Origin of the sequence: Arachidicoccus rhizosphaerae (assembly GCF_900107765.1) — a bacterium.
GTDB lineage: Bacteria > Bacteroidota > Bacteroidia > Chitinophagales > Chitinophagaceae > Arachidicoccus > Arachidicoccus rhizosphaerae.
The window spans coordinates 130,306-152,517 of the sequence record NZ_FNQY01000001.1 but is presented as its reverse complement, the minus strand read 5'-3'; the positions used below and the strand labels follow the sequence as shown (position 1 = coordinate 152,517).

Genomic DNA, 22,212 nt, shown 5'->3' with positions numbered 1-22,212 from the left:
CGCAACCAAGCTGCGGCGCTGTACATTAATATTATTTTTACGAAGATAATGTATTGTTTGTTAAGAAATATACAATAAGACCCCTATTTTTTCGACCCAAATCCTAACTTTTCTAGCACAACCTGGCTCATTTTATAAAAGGCTTCATGGCTATATCCGGCAATATGGGGCGTTAAAATAACATTGCTTCTGCCGGCCAGATTATCCAGGATATCCCACTCTTTCTGGGTATAAGAATCCAGTTTTTCGTTCTCCAGCACATCCACGCCAGCAGCAGAGATTTTACCGCTATCCAGTGCTCTGATCAGGGCCTCCAAATCTGTAACTTTTCCCCTGCAGGCCGTAATAAAGATGGGTTTATGCTGCATGGCATTAAAAAATGCGTCACTCGCATAATGAAATGTTTCTTCTGTAAGCGGTATATGCATACAGACAACATCAGCATATTTGAATATCTGTTCCGGCTGTGCTTCGTGGATATAACCGCCGGCAAATCCCTCTTTATATTTATCATGGGCCAGCACCGTTACATTAAAGGGTTCTAATAACCTTGCAAATGCGCCACCGGTATTACCAAAACCGATAATCCCGACCGTTTTACCGGTAAGCTCCGTTCCTCTGTTGGCATCCCGGATCCATTTGTGGGCCTTTACTTCTTCAAAGCTGCTACTGATTTTATTGAGCAGGTTTAGCAGCAGTCCCAGATTATGTTCTGCAACGGCATTTCTGTTGCCTTCCGGACTGCTGACGCAGGTAATCCCCCTGGCTTCGGCATAGGGTACATCGATGAGTTCCATTCCGCTGCCCAGCCGGCCAATCCATTTAAGCTGCGGAGCCGCATCTAAGACGGTTTTGTCTATTTTCAGACGGGTTGTTACAATCAGCCCTTCGATTTCTGGAATTTTTTCCAGCAGTTCTGTTGGGGTAATCGCTGGCTGGTAATCTACCTGGTAACCTTCAGCCTCCAGGGTTTGTTTTAAGATATCATGTGCTTTTGCGGTAATCAGTACTTTTTTTGTCACTTTATTATTGCATTTTAAAAGTAAGTCGGGCAAAATCGGCCACACTGAGCTGTTCTGCACGTTTATTAAAAATTTCGTCTTTTAAGTATTCCGGGTCAAACAAACCCTTGACTGCATTGCGCAGCATTTTGCGGCGCTGGTTAAATGCTGTTTTAACCAGCAGCTTAAATTTTTTATCGCTGGCTACGGCCTCAGTCGTTTCTCTTCTTTTTAGTTCAATAACACCGCTGATAACTTTAGGTGGCGGATTAAAGGCCGAAGCAGGAACATCAAACAGATAGGTGACTTCATAATGTGCCTGGATGAGCACACTTAAAATGCCGTAGTCTTTAGAGCCTTCTTTGGAAGCAATTCTTTGGGCTACTTCTTTTTGGAACATGCCAAATACAGAAGGTACCAGCTCTTTCCAGTCCAGGACCTTAAAAAGGATCTGAGAAGAAATGTTATAGGGAAAATTACCGATAACGGTAAAGGGCGCTTCAAAAGGGGGGGCTGTCTCCAGGATGCTTTGATGAATCAGCTTACCCTGAATATCCGGATAGGTTTTCTCCAGATATACCACTTTTTCCTCATCCAGCTCTACCGCTTTAAATTCAATACCCTGCAGTTGCAACAAATGTTTTGTCAGCGCGCCACCGCCCGGCCCGACTTCAAGCAGTCTGGTAAAGGAAGTTTGGCTGAGTGCCTGCATGATTTTTTCAAGGATTTTTTCATCCTTTAAAAAATGCTGGCCCAGCGACTTTTTAAGGGTATAATCTTGCATGCCGCAAAGTTAAGCTATAGACTGCCAAATTAAGCCATAAAAATAGGTTTTGAAGGAAGCTGCCGGGTTTAAAAGCATAAATGCCGACACGCAATTAAGCGGCCGGCATTTACTTGGTATGTTGGATCTAACGCTAAGAAACAATTGATTATCTGAGTAACAGCATTTCTCTGTACTTAGGAAGGGTCCATTTTTCATTGTCAACGAGGTGTTCTAACTTGTCAACATGATAACGGATCTCATCGAAGAACTGTGCTTTTACCTGGCTGTCGTAAGCGATGGCTCTGGTACGGATGTTTTCGATGTTATTGGCTACTTTGCGGGCTTCCGTCATTTCATGGATCTTTTTGTAGATCACATTGATATGGGTAGAAACTCGGTTCAGTAACTCCAGCTGGCCGCTGTAGCTGGCTTCTTCCAGACCCAGGTCTTTCAGATTTTTGATGTTCTGAGCCAGGGTGTTTTGATAATTAACGGCTACCGGTATGATATGATTCAGGGCTAAGTCTCCCATTACACGACCTTCAATCTGTACTTTTTTCAGATAGTTTTCCAGCTCGATTTCATGACGGGCTTCTAATTCACGGTGTGTGTAGATGCCGTTAGATTCGAACAGTTCTTTAGCCTTGTCTGTAGACAGTGCATCGAGCGCCAAAGGAGTGGTTTTGACATTCGGAAGGCCGCGTTTTTCGGCTTCTTTTTCCCACTCAAAGCTATATCCGTCTCCTTCAAAGAGTACGTTTTTGCTTTCAACCACGTATTTCTGCAGGGTCTGCATTACAGCGATTTCTTTTTTGCTGCCACCTTTGATCAGCTCATCAACTTCCGCCTTGAATTTCTTCAGGGAGTCGGCCATGATCGTGTTCAGGGTAATCATTGCATTGGCGCAGTTGGCAGAAGAGCCTACTGCACGGAATTCAAATTTATTACCGGTGAAGGCAAATGGAGAGGTTCTGTTTCTGTCCGTGTTATCCAGTAACAGTTCAGGAATAGATCTGTGCAGATCCAGTTTTAAGATGGCTTCATCCTGTTCGTCAAACTTCTCACCTACGCGTTTTTCCAGATCGTTTAATACCTGAGCCAGGTATTCGCCTACGAATACGGAAATGATGGCCGGAGGTGCTTCATTGGCGCCCAGACGGTGGTCATTGCTGGCAGAGGCGATGGACGCTCTCAGGATGTCCGCATGGTCATGAACGGCCTTGATGATATTGATGAAGAAAGTTAAGAATAACAGGTTGGTTTTCGGGGTCTTGCCGGGTGCCAGCAGGTTGATGCCGGTATCGGTTGCCAGACTCCAGTTGTTATGTTTACCGCTACCGTTGATGCCGGCAAATGGTTTTTCATGTAGTAAAACCTTTAATTTATGTCTTTTGGCCACTCTGGTCATTACATCCATTAACAGGATATTGTGGTCAACGGCAATATTGATTTCTTCAAAGATAGGAGCCGCTTCGAACTGAGCAGGCGCTACTTCATTGTGTCTGGTTCTTAAAGGAATACCTAATTTGTAAGATTCGTTTTCAAAGTCACGCATAAAGGCGTATACTCTTTCAGGTATAGAACCAAAATAGTGGTCATCCAGCTGCTGGCCTTTAGCAGGTGCAGCACCAAATACCGTGCGGCCTGCCTGGATCAGGTCAGGGCGGGCATTGGCCAGGGCTTCATCAATAACAAAATATTCCTGTTCCCAACCCAGGGTAGGTGTTACTTTGCTGATGCTTTTATCAAACAGATTAGCCACTTCCACAGCTGCTTTAGAAACAGCTTCAACTGCTTTTAATAAAGGGGCTTTATAGTCCAGAGATTCTCCGGTATAAGATACGAATATGGTTGGAATACATAAGGTCTTGCCTGCGTTCAGTTCATAGATAAATGCAGGAGAAGAAGGATCCCATGCGGTATAACCACGGGCTTCAAAGGTAGCACGGATACCTCCGTTAGGGAAAGAAGAGGCATCAGGCTCTTGCTGAATCAGGGTACCGCCATCAAATTCTTCGATAGGTGTACCATCGCCTTTTAAGGTAAAGAAGGAATCATGCTTTTCTGCAGTTGTTCCGGTTAATGGTTGAAACCAGTGTGTATAGTGAGTTACACCTTTGCTTTCTGCCCAGGCACGAATTCCGGTAGCGATCTGACCTGCCAGGTTACGGTCGATTTTTTTTCCGCCTTGAACACTGGAAAGCAAACTTTTATAAGCTTCGTTGCTCAGAAAGGATCTGGCTTTTTCCAGTGTAAATACATTTTCTCCAAAAATAGCGGTAACTTTTGTATCCGCGACACCTGCCTTTGCAGTGTTATCGCTGGTCAAAGCACTAATAGCGTTAAATCTCAGGGACATTGACTAATTTTTTGAATTAAAAATAAATTAATATCGCAAAATTAAAACTATTCCACTGGATATAACAATCGTTAGTCAAAAAAAACTTACATAAAATAAAATGCTATATATTGTACAGGCTATTTTTAGTTCCCTTTCTATGAGAGCGGTAACTCAACCGTAAAGGTCGTTCCTTTGCCCAGCGTGCTATCCACTTTGATCTTCCCGTTATGTCCTTCAATAATGTCTTTTACATAGCTCATACCCAGACCAAAACCTTTTACGTTGTGCAGATTACCGGTATGGGCCCGGTAGAATTTCTCAAAAACGCGTTTCACGGACTCCTTAGACATCCCTATGCCATTGTCTTTTACCTGTATAATGAGGTTTTTGGAAGAATTGGTAGTGGTAATGACAATCCGCGGCGGCACATCTGACTTGGAGTATTTGACAGCGTTGTCTATCAGGTTGTTCAGTAGATTATTAATATGGACTTCATCTCCTCTGATTAAATCGTTGCTGGCATTTAAATGCATGACCACCTCGCCGGACTTATCATATAATTGTAACGTGAAATTATCTACCAGATGCCTGATCAGGTCATGGACGTGTAAATCATCCTTTCTGAGGTTCAACTCCTGCTTTTCCATAAGTGCTGCCTGCAGGATGGTTTCTACATGTTTATTCATGCGGCGGTTCTCTTCTTTGATAATACCGCTGAAATACCCTGATTTTTCCTTATTGCCCTGGACCTTTTCATTTTGCAGCGCATCTACCGCCAGTGAAATGGTGGCCAGCGGCGTCTTGAATTCATGGGTCATGTTATTAATAAAATCACTTTTGATCTTACTAAGTTTTCGCTGCTGCAACATGGTGCGTACGGTCAGATAAAAGGCAGATATGGTAATTAAGGTCAGTAGGGCGGATCCAAACAAAATCCAGGTAAGGGACTGCCAGGCCTGACTGTTCAGATCAGGAATGAAGACCGTCAGAAATTCGTTGGCCGTGACATATCCGTCTTCCTGTCTGGCGTCAATGGGAAAACTCTGGGCGGGTGTATTTTCTCTTAATACGGAATCGGTTACCAGTTGCTGGGCCAGGGCTGCAAAATTAGGGGTAATCTGTTCCGGGATGCCGGAAGATCCCTGACCATAGGTAATGGCGTATTCTATTTTATATTTGTCTGCCTCGTTTTGGGCCAGTGCCTTTTGAATGATCTGATTCACCTCTGATTCAGAGAAGCGCTGGTTGACCTTAATGCTGGGCAGGGCATTGCCGTTAAAAGGAAAGGTAAGGCTCTGGTCGCGCAACCGCATGGCGGCTGCAGAGTATTTGCCCAGAGAATCGGCCGCGTCCTGCGCACCCTTGAATACCCTGAACGATATTTTCTGCTCCTGGGTTTGAACGATATTCACCACCCAGTTTACCTGTAGGAATACAAATCCCACCAAGGACAGAGCTACAAGTATTAAACTGACGGGTATCGCTTTTTTCATGAATTTTATATTGCATTTAAGGAGTCAGATGATTACTGGACCAGCAGGCTTTAAAGAGGAGCTATTTCCATTTCTTTTCCGGCTTTCTGATTAAAGCCGGCGCCATTATAAAGTAATAAAGGAACATCCATAAGTCGAAAATAAAGAATTTTGACCAAAGGTCCTGTTCATTTAACTGCTTCATAGCTTTTTTCCAGATGATAGCCAGCACCGTCATCCGGACGGCATAGATACCAAGCGCGAGCCACCAGCAGGACAGGATCATCGCAGCCACCAGGGCCGGATACACTAAAAAACCGGATCCGCTATACAGGCCTAAAAGAAATTTCATTTTCGGCTTATAGTATTTGGCGGTAGTATAATGGCGGTTTTTTTGCTTCATCCAGGCGCCCCAGGTTAACGGTGGTTCGCTGAGGGTGTGGGCCTCCTGGTCAATCATAATGGCGGTATTGCTTTTACTTGCCACCTTACTGATAAACAGGTCATCGTCTCCTCCCGGGATATGGTTGATGGACGCAAAACCTTTATTTTTTAAAAAAAGCTCTCTTTTATAGGACAGGTTGCGGCCTACGCCCATGTATGGCTGGCCTGCCAGTGCGAAACTCAGGTATTGCAAGGCGGTATGGAAGGTCTCAAAGCGGATGAGCTGATTGAGCATTCCTTTTTTTCTGATATAAGGCCCGTATCCTAAAACGATATCAATGCCTTTGTCGTATCCGCTTTGCATTAATTGCATCCACTTCTCAGAAGCCGGCACACAGTCCGCATCCGTTAAGAGCAACACTTCGTATTTGGCAGACTTAATGCCCATCGATAAGGGGAATTTCTTACCGGGAATTCCCTGAGCTTCCTGAACCAGGGTTAAGATATTTAATACCTTAAATTGTTTCTGGAACTCTTCCAGTAAATATTTGGTCTCATCTGTAGAGTTGTCATTGACCACAATAATCTCATGGGTCGATTGATAATCCTGCACCAAAACACCGGGAAGGTGCATGGCCAGGTTTTCTGCCTCGTTTTTAGCACAGATAATTGCCGAGACGGCATATTCCTGACTGTTATTTTTAGGGCGGGGGGTATAATAAGCTAATTTTCTGAAAACCAATAAGTAGTATCCTAATTGTATCAGGATTACCACTACAAATATTCCCAGCACGATCCACCCCGTCAGACTCATCGACATTATCATGGCACAAAAATAAGCGTAGTTTTGATGTTAGCGACTTTTTCATAGGATATTATTGGTCCGGATTATCCCGGCCTTAAAAATAATTACCGGCTGGCCAGCCGGATTATTCAAAATCCTGATGCATACAATCATCGATTGTCGTATATTCGTTCACGCAAGTTGCTTTGTATGGCTGCCGGTTTACCGGCAGTCTATATTTATAGCAAGCAGGTAATAACGCAATTCTAAATTTTAATTAATGAAAGTTTTTTTTCGGCTGGCATTTTTAATGGCCGCTTCGGCCGCTATTCCCTTTATGGGACAAGGACAAACTGAGCAAACGAAGTCTGCCTCGGTTTACAACCAACACGAGGTCTTTGATCCGAGCTTCTTTACTTCTTCAGGTAATATGTATCGCAGCGCCAGCGGTGTCCCCGGCCCGGCCTATTGGCAAAACCGGGCGGATTATGAAATCCATGCCACCCTTAATGAACAGGATACCACCTTGTCCGGTGAGGTAACGATTCATTACCTGAATAACAGCCCTGATTCTTTACGTTATCTCTGGCTACAGATTGACCAGAACCTCTTTCACCCTAATTCCAGGGGGGCTGCCACGACACCGGTCTCCGGAGACCGCTTTGATGTAAAAGGCTATACCAAAGGAGGGGAAAATATTGAGCAGGTTGAAATTACCTATAAAGGAAAGACCTATCCCGTTAAGCCAGTCATCTCTGATGACAGAATGCAGCTGCAGCTGCCCGTAACCATCCGGCCGAAGGGTGATCAGATTGACGTAAAAGTGAAATATTCCTTTTCCATACCCCGCTACGGAGCGGACAGAATGGGACGGCTGTACACCAAAAACGGTGTAGTATATGAACTGGCACAATGGTATCCCAGGATGTGCGTTTATGACGATATCAAGGGCTGGAATACTTTGCCTTATATGGGACTCGGAGAGTTTTACCTGGAATACGGAGACTTTGATTATTACGTTACGGTGCCCGCCACCATGATTGTATCGGGTTCCGGCATATTACAAAATCCGGGAGAGGTATTAACCAAAACCCAGCAGGAGCGCCTTAAAAAGGCGGCAGGCTCGGATAGTACCGTCACCATTGTCAGCGAGCAGGAAATCGGCAAAGCGGACGCCCGGCCTAAAACCAGCGGCAATCTGACCTGGCATTTCAAAATGAAAAACTCCAGAGATATTGCCTGGGCTGCCTCCAATGCCTTTATATGGGACGCTGCCAGGGTAAATTATCCTTCCGGCAGAAAGGGACTGGCAAATGCGGTGTATCCGGTAGAAAGCAACGGTGTTCATCGTTACGGCAGGGCTACTCAGTATCTGAAGCAAAGCATCGAATTTTATTCCAGGCATTATTTTGAATTTCCATGGGATAATGCGACAGCTGTTGCCGGCGTGGCACTGGGGATGGAATATCCGGGAATTGTATTTTGTATGTACAACATACAGGATGGCAACCTCTTTCATGATGTGACCCATGAAATCGGGCATAACTGGTTTCCTATGATTGTCGGTACCAATGAAAGAAGATTCATGTGGATGGATGAGGGGATGAATACCTTCATTAATAGTTTTGCCTCCAACTGGTTTAATGGCGGAGAATATGGAGATACCTCCAACCGGGATATCATGCAGGTGTCCCGTGTGCTTAAAACAAGCACTGACCCCCTGATTACGGCTCCGGAGAATATGGGGCTCAGAAATTACGGAGAATATTATTTTAAAACAGCCGCCGGCCTTAAGATATTAAGAAATGTCGTACTGGGTCCTGAGCGTTTTGATTATGCCTTTAAACAGTACGTGCAGACCTGGGCCTTTAAGCATCCGCAGCCGGAAGACTTTTTCAGGTTTATGAATAATGCGGCGGGAGAAGATCTGAACTGGTTCTGGAAGGAGTGGATTTATAAGACCTGGCAACTGGATCAGGCCATTAGCGAGGTCAGACAGGTATCTGATAATCCGGCAGAGGGTTGTTTGATCTCCCTGGTGAATAAACAAAGAATGGCCATGCCGGTTATTGTCCGGGTAACCGAACAAAATGGACAGGTGACCAACCTCAGGTTGCCGGTGGAAGTCTGGCAAAGAGGCCCTGACTGGACCTTTAAAGTAAATACAACAACGCCGGTTACTAAGGTAGAGTTGGATCCGGACCATGATCTGCCGGATGCAAACCTGCAAAACAATGTCTGGAGTAAATAATTACAAAGGACAATTCGGTAATATTACCAGTATATCAATGGGTTATACACTAAAAAAGGGAGCGGCACTGCCACTCCCTTTTTTAGTGTACAGGTCTGAATATACCTGCTGAGGGTTATTTTTTTAGGCCGATCTCCCTGAGCCTTTCATCTAAATAGCCGCCTGCGGTAATGGACGCATAGGCCCTGGGGTGTGCCTGATCTACACATCCTTCCAGGCAATCCAGGCTCATATCACTGACCGGATGCAGGAAAAAGGGGATTGAATACCGGCTGGTATTCCATTTTTCCCTGGGCGGATTCACGACCCGGTGGGTCGTGCTTTTAAGTTTGTTGTTGGTCAGCCTTTGAAGCATGTCTCCGACATTTACGACAATCTCATCTGGGGCCGCCGTAGCAGGCACCCACTGCCCGTCTTTGGTCATGACTTCCAGTCCGTCGGCCGAAGCGCCAACCAGTAAGGTAATCAGATTGATATCTTCGTGCTGTTCTGCCCGGATGGCGCTTTTAGGCTCCTGGGTAATGGGCGGATAGTGAATACAGCGGATAATTGAATTGCCGTTTAGAACGAATTCGTCAAAATAGTCTTCCTTAAGACCCAGGTAAAGGGCAATGGCAGATAATAAGGCCTTGCCACTTTTTTCAAAATGACGATAGGTCTCAAATAGGGTGGGCTCAAGCTCCGGGACTTCCGCCACGGCTACATTGGGTGGGTAGTTTTCGTTGCTGGGGGAATTGGGCTCCAGGGTCTGGCCATACTGGAAAAATTCTTTGAGATCCGGGGCGTCAAAGCCTTTTGCATGTTCTTTCCCAAAGCTGGTATACCCTCTTTGTCCGGCCAGCTCCGGCTTTTCATAACTGCGTTTGATTTGTGTTGGCAGACTGAAAAAAGCCTGGACATATTTATATAAGTCATCAATTAATGTCTGCGGAATACCATGGTTTTTAACGGCTACAAAACCTACTTCTTCGTAGGCCTTGCCTAATTTTTGCACAAATGCGTCTTTTTCAAGGGGTTCTACTCCCAGAAAATCTGAGAGATCTACAACGGGTATTGACATAATTTATAATCGTTAGGGGTTTGTTTATTCAGAAGTTAAAGATACAGTGTAATGGATATATATAGTGCAGGGCCCTTGTTAAATCCTGAACCCCCGCTTTTTTTTACCCAAATGGTCAACGGCATTGAAAAGCTAAAACAGAGGGAACTTACTTAGGTGATTACGAGAGATTTTTACTAAGTTTTTAACAGACGGCTACAACAATTCATTTATATTTGCCCATTAAGTAAAACACCCCTTATTTAAAAATATAAAAGGGAAAACAATAAAGAATGAAGAAACTTATCGGCCTTTTTACCATTGCCATTTGCTCTATGGGTCTACTGAAGGCACAGATTACTGATGTGACTCCTCCTGTTGCGGCGCAATCCAATAATGCGGTTCAGGACAGTACGGTTCCTGCCATTGCAAGACCCGTTGAGACGCCATCCGAAGCAGACAGGGCCGCTAATCAAAAGAAAAAATTCGGAAACGTAGATTTAAGCCACCGCGGCGCAGACCATTTTTTGTTCCAGTACGGAGGCATGGGCCTTGCAGGCGCAACGGATGAATATACCACCAAAGGATTTTCCAGGGAGTTCAATGCCGCCTTTATGCTGGATAAACCCTTTAAAACCAACCCCCATTACAGCCTGGGCTTCGGTATCGGATACAGCAGCTCTAATCTGTTCTTTAACGGCAAGTATGTAGATATCAAATCTACCAGCACCGAGCTGCCGATTACCACCAATATTACCGGTTCTTCTAACTCCTTTAATAAGTTCAAAGTTGTTTTAAATTATTTTGAAATACCAGTAGAACTGCGTTACAGCGCAAACATGGAGCAGCCCAATAAAGGCTTCAGAATTGCCTTTGGTCTGAAAGGAGGCTACCTGTTAAGCGCGCATTCCAAGGGTAAAAATGAGATCTCCAGTGAGGGAAGCACCCAGTATGGTAAAGGGTATATTGAAAAAGAATACAGCAAGCGTTTTTTCAGATCTACCAGACTGGATGGAACAGTCAGAATTGGTTATGGCCTTTTCTCCCTGTATGGTACTTATCAGCTGACCCCGCTTTTAAACTCAGGCGCAGGCCCGACTTTAAATCCGTTTAGCATCGGCCTGGGTATCGGCATTATGTAAACTCCGCCGCTTTAAATAAGGAAGGTAGAATCCGCACCATATAATTTGCGTAAAGTTTTTACGTTAAAAGAGCAGTATCAGGGCTAAAGTCCGGACACTGCTCTTTTCTTGTCAGCAAAACAACCCTTATTTTTATGATAAATTTGCATACCTGACCCCGGAACATGTATTACAAATAGATTAACAAATGCTATCTTTGCCAAAAGTTAATTTCCTTGATAGATAAGCAAAATAAAATAGCGGAAGACGAACTAGCTGTACTGGTCAGCGTGCTCCAGCCGGATCAGACCGAAGAGCAGACCAATGAATACCTGGATGAATTAGCTTTTCTGGCTGAAACAGCCGGCGCCAAAACCGTAAAAAGATTTATTCAGCGCCTGCCCAACCCGGACAGCCGCACCTTTGTGGGTAAAGGAAAACTCGAAGAGATCCATCAGTATGTCGCCTCCCACCAGGTGGATCTGCTCATTTTTGATGATGAATTGACCGGCTCGCAGATAAAAAATATTCAGGAAGTCGTCAAGATAAAGACCATTGACCGCAGTGATCTGATTTTGGATATATTTGCCCGCCGGGCAAGAACGGCGCAGGCCAAAGTACAAGTAGAATTAGCGCAATACCAATACATATTACCCAGACTCAGAGGGATGTGGACCCACCTGGAGAGACAAGGAGCCGGTATCGGTTCCAGAGGACCGGGTGAAACAGAAATCGAAACGGATCGTCGTATTGTGAAAGACAAGATTTCCTTGTTACGCAAAAGGTTAAAAGAGATTGAAAAACAATCTTATACGCAAAGAAAGGAACGCGGAGAGTTTATCCGGGTGTCTTTAGTAGGCTATACCAATGTGGGTAAGAGTACCATTATGAATCTACTCAGCAAAAGCGATGTCTTTGCAGAAAATAAACTATTTGCCACCCTGGATACAACGACCAGAAAAGTGGTGCTGGAAAATACGCCGTTCTTACTCAGTGATACGGTCGGATTTATTCGCAAATTACCCCATCACCTTATCGAAAGTTTTAAAAGCACCCTGGATGAGGTCAGAGAAGCGGACCTTCTGGTACATGTAGTGGACATCTCTCATGAGAAGCATGAGGAACAGATTGAAGTGGTTAATAAGACCTTGCAGGAACTCGGCGCATCTGACAAACCGATAATTACGGTTTTTAATAAGATGGACCTGTATACGGAGAAAAATTTTGATGAGTGGTTGCCAGAGGATATTAAAGCTCAGATCTTTGAAGAGCTCTCCCAGAAATGGCATAATATAACAGAGGGCAACAGCTTATTTATTTCTGCTGCCCAAAAACAAAATATTGAAACCCTTAGGAATTTTTTACTGACCCGGATACGGGAGTTATATACCATCCGTTATCCTTATAAGGTACAATACTATTAACTACTTAAACAACTTTTTTTGAATTATGTCGCTGTATAAACTAGCTGACCGGTTACAAGAGATTCGTTTTTCCAAAAATGGTTTATGCTCCATGGAGCTGGAGGGACGAAAAATTACCTTAGCCAGAAAAGGTGACCGGTTATTTGCATTCTCAGGAACCTGTCCGCATGCAGGCCATGATCTGGCTGATGGCTATTTAGATTCCAAAAACTGCATCGTCTGTCCTTTGCACAATTACAGGTTCAGCCTTTCCAACGGGTTTGATACGTCAGGAGAAGGCTATCATATTAAGATTTACAAGACCAAGCGGCTTTCCGATGGCTGGTATGTGGATTTTATCTGACCGGAACTGTTTTTATCCTGATATTTTATTTTCTGTGTAAACGTATTCATGTAAACGCCGGATACCGGCCTTGCATTTCCCGGATTGTCGGGAAGACAAAGACCCGGACTAAATTTTAATTCTCCTATGAAGAATTTAAATCAGGTCCGGGCCTTGTTTTGAATATTGATTGGAGCTTAAAACACTATGTTTTCAGAGGCGGCTGTTATAAAATCAGCGGCATCATCAGCAGCAGCAGATCTTCATTGCTGCCTTGTTCGGTAGGTTTAATCAGACCCGCTTTAGCCGGGGTAGATAATTCTACTTTTACTTCACTGGAGTCTGCAGCCCCCAGCATTTCACTTAAGAATTTGGCATTAAAACCAATCTGAATGGGCTCCCCATCATATTGGCATTCCATTCTTTCGTCTCCTTCAAAGTTATAATCGATGTCCTGTGCCTTTAACTGCAATTCACTGCCTGAGATGGATAATCCGACCAGGTTGGTGCTCTTGTTGGCAAATACATTTACGCGTCTGAGGGCACTGGCGAAGGCGGCTTTGTTGATGGTCATTACATAAGGGTTTTCCGTAGGAATCACCACTTTGTAATCCGGGAACCGGGCATCAATCAGCCGACAGATCAGGGAGATATTTTCGTGAGAGACAAATAAATGATTATTGGTATAACTGATATCGAGTAAATCTTCGTTTTCCGGAAGTACATTTTTGAGTACATTCAGCGGTTTACGGGGAACAATAAAATTATTGGTTTCTCCCGGGGAAACATCCGTGCGACGATATTTAACCAGTCGGTGGGCATCGGTCGCCACGAACTGGATTTCATTGAGGCCCAGTTCAAAATAAACACCCGTCATGGCCGGTCTGAGGTCATCAGAGGAGACGGCAAACAGGGTTTTATTGATGGCGGTCAGCAGGGCGTCACTGCGCATTTTAAAGGCATTGCCCTCTTCATCGGAAGGATCTTTAGGGAAGTTTTCCGGATCTTCACCCGGAATTTTATATTTTCCGCTGTCACTGGTAATCTCAATAGCGTAGTTGCTTTCGATACTGAAGGTCAGCGGCTGGTCTGGTAAGGCTTTCAGGGTGTCCAGCAGGATTTTGGCCGGTACACAGAACCGTCCGTCTTCATTACTTTCAACGCTGATTTGTACACGCATGACAGTTTCAAGGTCAGTAGCTACCACAGACAGCTTTTTATCTGTAATCTCGAAGAGAAAGTCCTCCAGAATCGGCAGGATGGTATTGCTGCTGATTACCCCTCCAATATGTTGCAATTGTTTAAGTAAGGTAGAAGAGGAAACGATAAATTTCATCGGTAAAAATTTAATAGTTTTAAATGATTGGTTACCTGGAAAAACACCCCGCTTACCGGTCTTTTTACAGCCAAACGACACTTTTTGGGGTAGTTCACCCTTGAGGTGCACCTACATCAGGTGCAATTTTACTAATTAGTCACCAATTGATAAAAATTATTAACTAACATTGTTGAAAAACTGTCCACAAAAGCCAAATTTATGGACATTTTGTAATAATTCGGGAACTTTGGGCAGTAATAACAGCAAAATATAACCTAAAACCTGATCCCTTTCATGCCCAAACAAAGATTATCCCTGCAGGAAGCCTCCCTAAAAATAAAAGCCTATTGTGCTTATCAGGAACGCTGTCATGATGAGGTGAAACAAAAACTATACGGGTATGGATTATATGGCCGGGAGGTGGATCAGCTCCTGGCAGATTTAATAGAAGAAAACTATTTAAACGAAGAGCGGTTTGCCCGCCTGTTTGCCGGTGGGAAATTCAGGATGAAGGCCTGGGGTAAAATGAAGATTGTCCAGGAGCTTAAGCTCAGACGGGTGAGTGAATATAATATCAGGATGGCCATGAAAGAAATTCCCGATATGGATTATCAGGGTTGCCTGGAGCAACTGGCCGCGAAAAAATGGGGAACGCTCAGCGGTAAAAAAATAGAGAAGGCTGCCAAAACTACGCGCTACCTGATGCAAAAAGGGTATGAACTGCCGCTGATTCAAAAAGCAGTGGGACTGTTACAGTAGTAGTAAGGTAAAGGGGTGGTAGCCGGAAACTCATATATGAAAAAATAATGAATTGACCGCTGTATTGTATCAACTGTATCAATTCCGAACAGTTCAGAAGGGATAAGCAAAAATTTAAGTAATTGATATTCAGTAAAGAATACGTTTGGCATGGGATTCAATGTCTCAGATCGTCAACTTATAAGACAGCAAAATCATGTTCAGATATCCCAAAAATGTAGCAGAGATAAAAATGCCGGCTTCTATGCCTGAGGGCTGGAGCACGCAGGCGGCGTTCATCCCGAGACTGATCAGGTTATCAGTGGTGTTTGTGGTTATAATTGGCCTGTCGGTCCTAGCCACGCATCTGCCTATTAAAACAAGTACTGAGAACAGTGATGTCCAGACGCACAGCACCTTACCCGAGATGAAAATCCTTTCTCCTTTAGTGGATCTGCCGGCTTTACAGGGAGCGCTGCTTCCTGGTAGCATTAAATAATGGATTACAGCCGGCAAATCAGGTCCAGTCCTGCAGCCGTCACGGCTTTCACCGCCCCCGCAATATCCCAGAAGGCCTTATCCCGCTGACCTGTATAATTGGATACGGCTCTTAACTGTACAAACGGCGTATTGTACTGTAAGGCGTTAAAGTGCAGACTGGCTCCTTCCATGGATTCCAGTAGCGGCCGTTCAGGATAATCCGGCCGGCCGTACCGTGTAAATAAGGTACGCATTCTCTCAGGGCTGGTGGTGATTTCATCTACGGTAACCCCGGTGGCAAGACCTATTTCCCCGTTACTCAAAGGTGCCATTTGCTGTATATGTCTGTTAATTAATGCTTTGTCCGTAAAGGGGGCTATGTCTGGCACCTGAAGGCCCAGATCAAAAATGTCCTGCCAGTTTTCCGTGGCATTTTCTGACAGGCCGGCCTGTTCTCTATTTTCCACAACACCCAGACTGCCCAGATATTCTCTGTCCACCATCCAGACGCTGGAAAGAGCAACGGAGCTATTAAAACATCCGGCTATACCAATCTGCAGGATAAAATCAACGTCGGCTTCCTTCAGATGCTGCTGGATAAAAAAGCTGCTTTGCAACATGCCGATGCCGGTGACGACGAACCGGAGGCGGTGCCGGCCGGGATTGTTCATGGCCGTGGTCGCCTGTTGCTTAAAAAGACTTAATTCCATAGCGGTCGCGGCACAAATAGAGATGTTCATAAGTAAAACGGGTTGGGTGCTGATAAGTACCAGAATTTCCTGATCGCCCTGCAATTTACAGTTAATCTTGACAGTCTGTCAGCATTTTTGACCAAAATCCCTTTGGTATTTGCTTTGCACTAATAGGTGTTGGCAAATGCAGGACCCGTTTTCACTGTTTTTAAACCACAAAAACGGAAAAAATGTCGGTTTTGTAATTATTAGATGACAAAAAAGATTAAAAACAAAAAAATATGGAAAAAGGGCAAATCAGGGTTCAGACGGAGAACATTTTTCCCATTATTAAAAAATTCCTGTACAGCGAACATGATATTTTTCTAAGAGAGCTGATCAGTAATGCAGTGGATGCGTCTCAGAAAATCACCACTTTATCTTCCATTGGCGAAGCCAAAGGGGATTTAGGGGAATTACGTATTGATGTATCCATCGATAAAGAGGCAAAAACCCTGACCATTGAAGACCGTGGTGTGGGTATGACCCAAGAGGAAGTGGATAAGTATTTAAACCAGGTAGCCTTTAGCGGCGCCGAGGAGTTCCTGCAAAAATATAAGGATGCCAATATCATTGGCCATTTTGGACTTGGGTTTTACAGTGCTTTTATGGTCAGTGACCGGGTAGAGGTCTATACCAAGAGCTATCAGGATCAGCCGGCTACTTACTGGAGCTGCGACGGAAGCCCCTCTTTTGAATTAGGCCCCACTGAAAAAGAAGGTCGCGGGACCAGGATTGTACTGCATATAAATCAGGATAGTGAAGAATTTTTAGAGGCGGATAATATCAGAAGAATCCTGGAGAAGTTCTGTAAATTTTTGCCAGTCGCTATTTTCTTTGAAGACAAGCAAATCAACAATACACAGCCCATCTGGATTAAGAAGCCATCTGAGCTGACAGATGAGGATTATAAAAATTTCTACAAAGAGTTATATCCTTTTGGCGAACCGCCGCTTTTCTGGATTCATTTAAACGTAGATTATCCTTTTAACCTGACCGGCGTTTTATATTTCCCTAAAATCAAGCAGAGTTATGAAATTCAAAAGGATAAAATCCAGCTGTACAGCAACCAGGTCTTTGTAACGGATGAGGTAAAGGATATTGTTCCGGAATTCTTAATGCTGCTGCATGGTGTGATCGACTCACCGGATATTCCGTTAAATGTCAGCCGCAGCTATCTGCAGGGAGATCCGAATGTGCGTAAGATCAACGGATATATTACCAAGAAAGTCTCTGATAAACTGGAAGAGATTTTCAAAAATGACAGAAAATCCTTTGAGGAAAAATGGGAAAGCATCGGCCTGTTCGTAAAATACGGCATGATGACCGAGGATAAGTTCCTGGAAAAAGCGGGCAAGTATTTTATTATGCAGGACAGCCAGGAAACGACCAAGTTTTACACCCTGGATGAATATAAAACCGAGACCGAGGCTACCCAGAAAAATAAAGAAGGCAAGACCGTTATATTATACACCTCTGATCCGGTAGGGCAGGACGCTTATATTAAAGCAGCTACCGGCAAAGGATATAAAGTAATCCGTTTTGAGACCATCGTGGATAATGCTTTTGTCAATAATATGGAGATGAAATGGTCCGATGTACAGTTTACCCGCGTGGATGCGGACATTGTGGACAACCTGATTGACAAGGCAGAAAGTAATGATTCAGTGTTAAGTGAAGCGGAAGCGTCCAATCTTAAAACCCTGTTCTCTCTGGAAGTGCCGGGATTGAATGTAACGGTAGATGTAAAAGGGCTCAGCCCGGATTCCGCGCCGGTAGTGGCCACACGCCCTGAATTTATGCGCCGCATGAAAGACATGGGTGCCATGGGAGGCGGAATGGCTTCTTTTTATGCGACCATGCCGGATGATGTCACCCTTACTGTAAACGGCAACCATCCGATTTATCAGCAGATTTTAAAAATAGAGGATAAAGCGCAGCAGGAAAAACAAACCCGCAACCTGGCGGATCTGGCCTTACTCTCTCAGGGGCTGCTCAAAGGAGCCGGCCTGACTGATTTTATTAACCGCAGTGTCGAACTGATGGAAAATAAATAAGCGTCATAAAAGTTTATATGATTATTTAAATGTGGTTAGCTGAACACCGTTTCAGGTAACCACATTTTTTGTTTTGGATAGCAGATGTCTCGGCCGGAGATTCGTTGCTCAGCATCCCTTTTTAGTTAAAGGATTGTCTGAACGCGAGTGGAGACAGCTTTGTTTTATCCTTGAACAGTTTGCTGAAAGACTGAGGATGTTCAAATCCCAGCAGATAGGCGATCTCACTGACTGTTAACTGAGTGGTAGATAGCTTCTCTTTGGCGATTTCAATGATTTTATTGTGGATATGCCCCTGCGTGGTCTGTCCGGTCAGGGTTTTGAGCAGACTACCCAGATAGTTCGGTGAAATATTTAAGGAGGCGGCAATGCTTTGCGCCGTTGGTAAGCTGTGGTCAGTAGACTGCGGATTGGAAAAGTAGTTATTCAGCATACTTTCCAATCTTTCAACAATCTGGTGATTGCTTTTTTTGCGGGTAAGGAACTGCCTTTGGTAAAACCGTTCGCTGTAATTGAGCAGCAATTCTATCTGGGAAATAATGATGTTCTGGCTGAACCGGTCGATATTGGAATGATACTCCCGTTGAATATTCAGTAAAATGTCGGTGATAATACGCTCTTCTTTTTCTGAAAGGAAAAGCGCTTCATGGACGGCATACCCGAAAAATTCATATTGTTTTATTTTTTTTGCAAGTGGCGTATTCCAGATAAAGTCAGGATGAATCAATAACAGCCAGCCTGTGGGTTTAACGCCGGGGTTTTTATCGATCTCAAGCGTCATGGCCTGTCCGGGTGCGATAAAAGACAATAAGCCTTCATCGAAATCATATTGCTGCTGACCGTACCTGAATTTGCCATGCGGCATGCATCTTTTTAGTCCGATGGAATAAAAATGCTGCACCCAGCTAAGCTCGCTTTCATCTGTTTGATAATCTACACGGCAGTAGTCAACCAGGCTGACCAGTGGATGCTCCGGTTTAGGTAAGCCGCTGATTGTATGAAAGTCGCTGATCCGGGTGAATATGTGTTTTTTATGCGTCATTGTCTATTCAAAATTATAAAAAAAGCGATAGAATCGCCAGGATCCTATCGCCTTAGCTGCTGACTAGAAATCTGTTGATTTTGTGAGGGATTCGTAGGCGGCTAATTCATATTGCAGTAAGTCGATTTTTTGATGCGCTAATTGGAAAGCGTCGCTTCCCATAAAAAAATGTAAGGGCGGCTCCGCTGTTTCGGCTAACTGAATAAATGCGGTGGCCGCTTTTTGGGGATCTCCTAACTGATTCCCGTTCATCTCTTCCAGATGCCATTTCCCGGACTGCCTGGCGGCCTGATATTGCTCAATCTGCCGCCCTGGCAGCATAATAGAGCCTTTTTCCAAAAAGTTGGTCCGGAAATATCCCGGATAGACAATGGTCGCTTGAATGCCAAACTCTTTTGCTTCTGCCGACAAGGATTCCGTCAGGCCGACGAGGGCAAATTTGGTGGCAATGTAAATACCGAACCCGGGAAAGGTGCCGACAAAACCGCCTGTGGAGGCAATGTTTATTATATGACCGGATTTTTTATCCCGCAGATACGGCATAACGCTTTTAATGACATTTAAGGCCCCAAAAACATTGACATCAAAATTCCGGCGGATCTCTGCCTGAGTTAATTCTTCCAGTGTGCCCCATTGACCGTAGCCTGCATTATTGACAACGACGTCAATATGCCCGAATGTTTCCACTGTTTTTTCAACAGCCTCTTTAACGGAGCGCTCATCTGTTAAGTCCACTTCCAAAGGCAAAAAACCAGGGGAGGCTCCCCCTATTTCCTTAAGGCCTTCCTTATTTCTGGAGGTGGCTGCCAGTGGGTAGCCCGCTGCCAGCAGCGCCTTGGATAAGGCGAGCCCCAGACCCTTAGACGCTCCTGTAACGAACCATACTTTATTTGTTTTCATTCTTGAATTTTTAAAGATTAATTTGATAAGGCAAAATTATAAAGAGCAGACAGGGTACCATTAGTCAAATCAACGGATATCGTAGTTAAAACAACTATTTTTAAAAAACCTGCGTTACAATACAGGGGGCTCAAAAAAAATGACCCTCCGCCTATTGGTAATAGATGCGGAGGGTCAATTATTTTATTCCGTATGAATATCGGGTTTTATTAATTGCTTTTCCAGCCCGGGTTTTGGGTGAGCGCTTTATTAAGCACTAAATCTTCAATAGGAATCGGGAAAAGATACTGTTTGGTCTCATCAAAGGTTCTGCCACCGGGGAGTGTCTTGTAATAAGGCAGAATAAATCCATCTGTACTTAAATAGATATCGCTGTTCACTTTGACGGTCGGGAACTGACTTTGGACAAATTTCATTCCTTCTACCGGAATTTCTAAAAAACGCCCGGCTTTCCAGCGCATCAGGTCATCCCAGCGTGTGTTTTCAAAGGCCATTTCTACCCTTCTTTCCCTGCGGATCTCTCTGAGGAGTGGTGCTGGCGTATAACCGCAATATTTAGCGTAATTGCCATCCAGCACGGGGTCTGCGGCAATACTGCTGATGTCTAAGTGCGGCATACCGACCCGGTCTCTAAGCTTATTGATCGTGCCGTCAATGACCGCTTGTGTTGCCTGCCCCAGCTCGTAACTTACTTCCGCATAATCCAGTAAGACTTCTGCATACCGAAATATCGGCGCTGCCTGCATCCCGTTGGTGACGCGGTTCCAGTCCTCAGGATCGTTCAAAAACCATTTGGCCAGCCGGTATCCCGTAGGGCAGGCATTCCCTGACAGCCCTGGTATATTGGGGCGTGGGGCATTGTCTGCACCCATCACACCGGTGGCCAGGTCATAGGTGCCAAAATTGGCTACGGTCTGACTCAGTCTCGGATCACGAAATTGTAACTCTTCCTGAATAGAATCCCTGCCTAGAAATACGCTGCTGGAGCTAATGGGTTTACCGTCCGTACACAGATAGGCGTCCATCAGATTACGGGTAACGCCGAAGCGGTGACGGAGGTTCTGGGCAAAATAGCGGCTGAAAGCCACGCCCAGCTCCAGGGTGGCATCGTACTCCTTAGATAAGATAATCTCCGGATTGCCCTTGTAAGTGTATTGGGCAAAGAGATTAAAGTAATCCTCCTTGGGCTTGCCGGTGCTGTACAGGCTATAGCCATCCCCCATTAACTGTTCACATGCATCCTTACAGGCTTGTAAAAAGGAGGTGCCGTCCAGGTTCAGGTCCTTATGATATTTACGATAGGTACCTTCATAAAGGCCAATACGCATTTTTAAAAACAGGGCTGTTTCCTTGCTGATTCTGTCGGTCTGGTAATCTGCCTCCGTTTTAGATGGCAGCCAGGCGATGGCCGTATCAATGCAGGCCATAACGGAGTCCATCACCTCTTTTCTGGGAGTTCTGGGGCCGTATAGTTCAGGGGAATCAATATTGAGTGTTTTAGTCAGCCAGGGAACATCTCCGAATAACCTTACCTTTTTAAAATAATCCCAGGCTTTGAAAAAAAGAATCTCTCCACCATAGATGTTTTGAGTAGCGGTAGGGATGGCTGCTCTTCTGAAGTTTTCCAGGAAAAGATTTAAGGTGCGGATATTATCGAAGTTCCAGCCGCCACTGCCCGAGGCGCCTGTCAGATACCCGATATATTCATTGGCCGCCACCAGTGAATAGCTGCTGGGTGCGGCATTATCGGTAATGACATCGCCATAGACAACCGCGGCCTGGGTATAGCCATAAGGGCTGACAGTTGCATCTCCAAATCCGTATCCAAAGCCTACAATGTAGTCGGGATAAATGTCATTACAATAGAGTTTTAAATCCTGCTCCGTGGTCCAGAAAGTGGCATCGCTGAGTTTGTCCTCAGGATATTTTTCCAGAAATTTATTATTGCAGCTGCCAAGCACTAAAAGAGCCAGAGCAGCGGTGATAAAATGTCGTTTCATGATCAATTCGTTTATACTTTATAGAAATCAGTTTTTAAAAT

18 protein-coding genes are annotated in these 22,212 nt (G+C 44.6%); 7 read left to right on the top strand and 11 right to left on the bottom strand.

Annotation, left to right across the window (positions count from 1 at the left end):
* Positions 1 to 83: 83 nt before the first annotated feature.
* The 5 genes from BLU80_RS00545 to BLU80_RS00525 all read right to left on the bottom strand — a co-directional run bounded on the left by BLU80_RS00545 (position 84) and on the right by BLU80_RS00525 (position 6,790).
* On the bottom strand, positions 84 to 1,022 hold the full coding sequence (locus tag BLU80_RS00545) for an NAD(P)-dependent oxidoreductase (RefSeq protein WP_091392083.1): 939 nt from the start codon (positions 1,020 to 1,022) through the stop codon (positions 84 to 86).
* 4 nt (positions 1,023 to 1,026) lie between these two features.
* The gene (rsmA, locus tag BLU80_RS00540) at positions 1,027 to 1,785 is read right to left on the bottom strand and encodes a 16S rRNA (adenine(1518)-N(6)/adenine(1519)-N(6))-dimethyltransferase RsmA (protein WP_091392082.1); all 759 of its coding nucleotides are present in this window, start codon (positions 1,783 to 1,785) and stop codon (positions 1,027 to 1,029) included.
* Between the two features lie 148 nt (positions 1,786 to 1,933).
* Positions 1,934 to 4,126: a glutamine synthetase III family protein gene (locus tag BLU80_RS00535; RefSeq protein ID WP_091392080.1), complete on the bottom strand. Its 2,193-nt coding sequence runs from the start codon at positions 4,124 to 4,126 to the stop codon at positions 1,934 to 1,936.
* A gap of 137 nt (positions 4,127 to 4,263) precedes the next feature.
* The gene (locus BLU80_RS00530) at positions 4,264 to 5,601 is read right to left on the bottom strand and encodes a sensor histidine kinase (RefSeq protein WP_091392078.1); all 1,338 of its coding nucleotides are present in this window, start codon (positions 5,599 to 5,601) and stop codon (positions 4,264 to 4,266) included.
* A gap of 61 nt (positions 5,602 to 5,662) precedes the next feature.
* Positions 5,663 to 6,790: a glycosyltransferase gene (locus BLU80_RS00525; protein ID WP_244518631.1), complete on the bottom strand. Its 1,128-nt coding sequence runs from the start codon at positions 6,788 to 6,790 to the stop codon at positions 5,663 to 5,665.
* A 238-nt stretch (positions 6,791 to 7,028) separates the two neighbouring features.
* On the opposite strand from BLU80_RS00525, the gene BLU80_RS00520 reads away from it, so the two are divergent.
* Entirely contained in the window at positions 7,029 to 8,999 is a 1,971-nt protein-coding gene (locus tag BLU80_RS00520; RefSeq protein WP_170831090.1) for a M1 family metallopeptidase, read from the top strand.
* A gap of 115 nt (positions 9,000 to 9,114) precedes the next feature.
* Here the strand turns inward: BLU80_RS00520 and BLU80_RS00515 are convergent, their stop codons facing one another.
* Positions 9,115 to 10,059 (bottom strand): isopenicillin N synthase family dioxygenase, encoded by a 945-nt coding sequence (locus BLU80_RS00515; RefSeq protein ID WP_091392074.1) that lies wholly within the window; start codon positions 10,057 to 10,059, stop codon positions 9,115 to 9,117.
* Between the two features lie 272 nt (positions 10,060 to 10,331).
* Here BLU80_RS00515 and BLU80_RS00510 point away from each other — a divergent pair, with 272 nt between their 5' ends.
* From BLU80_RS00510 to BLU80_RS00500, 3 genes are all read left to right on the top strand, one after another.
* On the top strand, positions 10,332 to 11,180 hold the full coding sequence (locus BLU80_RS00510; protein ID WP_091392071.1) for a porin family protein: 849 nt from the start codon (positions 10,332 to 10,334) through the stop codon (positions 11,178 to 11,180).
* Between the two features lie 215 nt (positions 11,181 to 11,395).
* Positions 11,396 to 12,583: a GTPase HflX gene (gene hflX / locus BLU80_RS00505; RefSeq protein ID WP_091392068.1), complete on the top strand. Its 1,188-nt coding sequence runs from the start codon at positions 11,396 to 11,398 to the stop codon at positions 12,581 to 12,583.
* Between the two features lie 25 nt (positions 12,584 to 12,608).
* Positions 12,609 to 12,926, top strand: a complete 318-nt coding sequence (locus BLU80_RS00500; RefSeq protein ID WP_091392066.1) for a Rieske (2Fe-2S) protein — start codon at positions 12,609 to 12,611, stop codon at positions 12,924 to 12,926.
* A gap of 205 nt (positions 12,927 to 13,131) precedes the next feature.
* Here the strand turns inward: BLU80_RS00500 and dnaN are convergent, their stop codons facing one another.
* Positions 13,132 to 14,241: a DNA polymerase III subunit beta gene (gene dnaN / locus BLU80_RS00495; protein ID WP_091392064.1), complete on the bottom strand. Its 1,110-nt coding sequence runs from the start codon at positions 14,239 to 14,241 to the stop codon at positions 13,132 to 13,134.
* Between the two features lie 276 nt (positions 14,242 to 14,517).
* On the opposite strand from dnaN, the gene BLU80_RS00490 reads away from it, so the two are divergent.
* Both BLU80_RS00490 and BLU80_RS00485 read left to right on the top strand, forming a co-directional pair.
* On the top strand, positions 14,518 to 14,982 hold the full coding sequence (locus tag BLU80_RS00490; RefSeq protein ID WP_091392063.1) for a regulatory protein RecX: 465 nt from the start codon (positions 14,518 to 14,520) through the stop codon (positions 14,980 to 14,982).
* A 196-nt stretch (positions 14,983 to 15,178) separates the two neighbouring features.
* Positions 15,179 to 15,460, top strand: a complete 282-nt coding sequence (locus BLU80_RS00485) for a hypothetical protein (RefSeq protein WP_091392061.1) — start codon at positions 15,179 to 15,181, stop codon at positions 15,458 to 15,460.
* 4 nt (positions 15,461 to 15,464) lie between these two features.
* On the opposite strand, the gene BLU80_RS00480 is transcribed toward BLU80_RS00485, so the two are convergent.
* Positions 15,465 to 16,181, bottom strand: coding sequence for a phosphorylase family protein (locus tag BLU80_RS00480; RefSeq protein WP_139188058.1), 717 nt, complete (start codon positions 16,179 to 16,181; stop codon positions 15,465 to 15,467).
* A gap of 233 nt (positions 16,182 to 16,414) precedes the next feature.
* On the opposite strand from BLU80_RS00480, the gene htpG reads away from it, so the two are divergent.
* Positions 16,415 to 18,229 (top strand): molecular chaperone HtpG, encoded by a 1,815-nt coding sequence (htpG, locus tag BLU80_RS00475; RefSeq protein WP_091392057.1) that lies wholly within the window; start codon positions 16,415 to 16,417, stop codon positions 18,227 to 18,229.
* A gap of 121 nt (positions 18,230 to 18,350) precedes the next feature.
* On the opposite strand, the gene BLU80_RS00470 is transcribed toward htpG, so the two are convergent.
* The 3 genes from BLU80_RS00470 to BLU80_RS00460 all read right to left on the bottom strand — a co-directional run bounded on the left by BLU80_RS00470 (position 18,351) and on the right by BLU80_RS00460 (position 22,171).
* On the bottom strand, positions 18,351 to 19,271 hold the full coding sequence (locus tag BLU80_RS00470; protein WP_091392055.1) for a helix-turn-helix domain-containing protein: 921 nt from the start codon (positions 19,269 to 19,271) through the stop codon (positions 18,351 to 18,353).
* Positions 19,272 to 19,334: 63 nt separating this feature from the next.
* Complete coding sequence (locus BLU80_RS00465; RefSeq protein ID WP_091392053.1) at positions 19,335 to 20,171, bottom strand: oxidoreductase; 837 nt, start codon at positions 20,169 to 20,171, stop codon at positions 19,335 to 19,337.
* Positions 20,172 to 20,380: 209 nt separating this feature from the next.
* Complete coding sequence (locus BLU80_RS00460; RefSeq protein WP_091392051.1) at positions 20,381 to 22,171, bottom strand: RagB/SusD family nutrient uptake outer membrane protein; 1,791 nt, start codon at positions 22,169 to 22,171, stop codon at positions 20,381 to 20,383.
* Between the last annotated feature and the right edge of the window lie 41 nt (positions 22,172 to 22,212).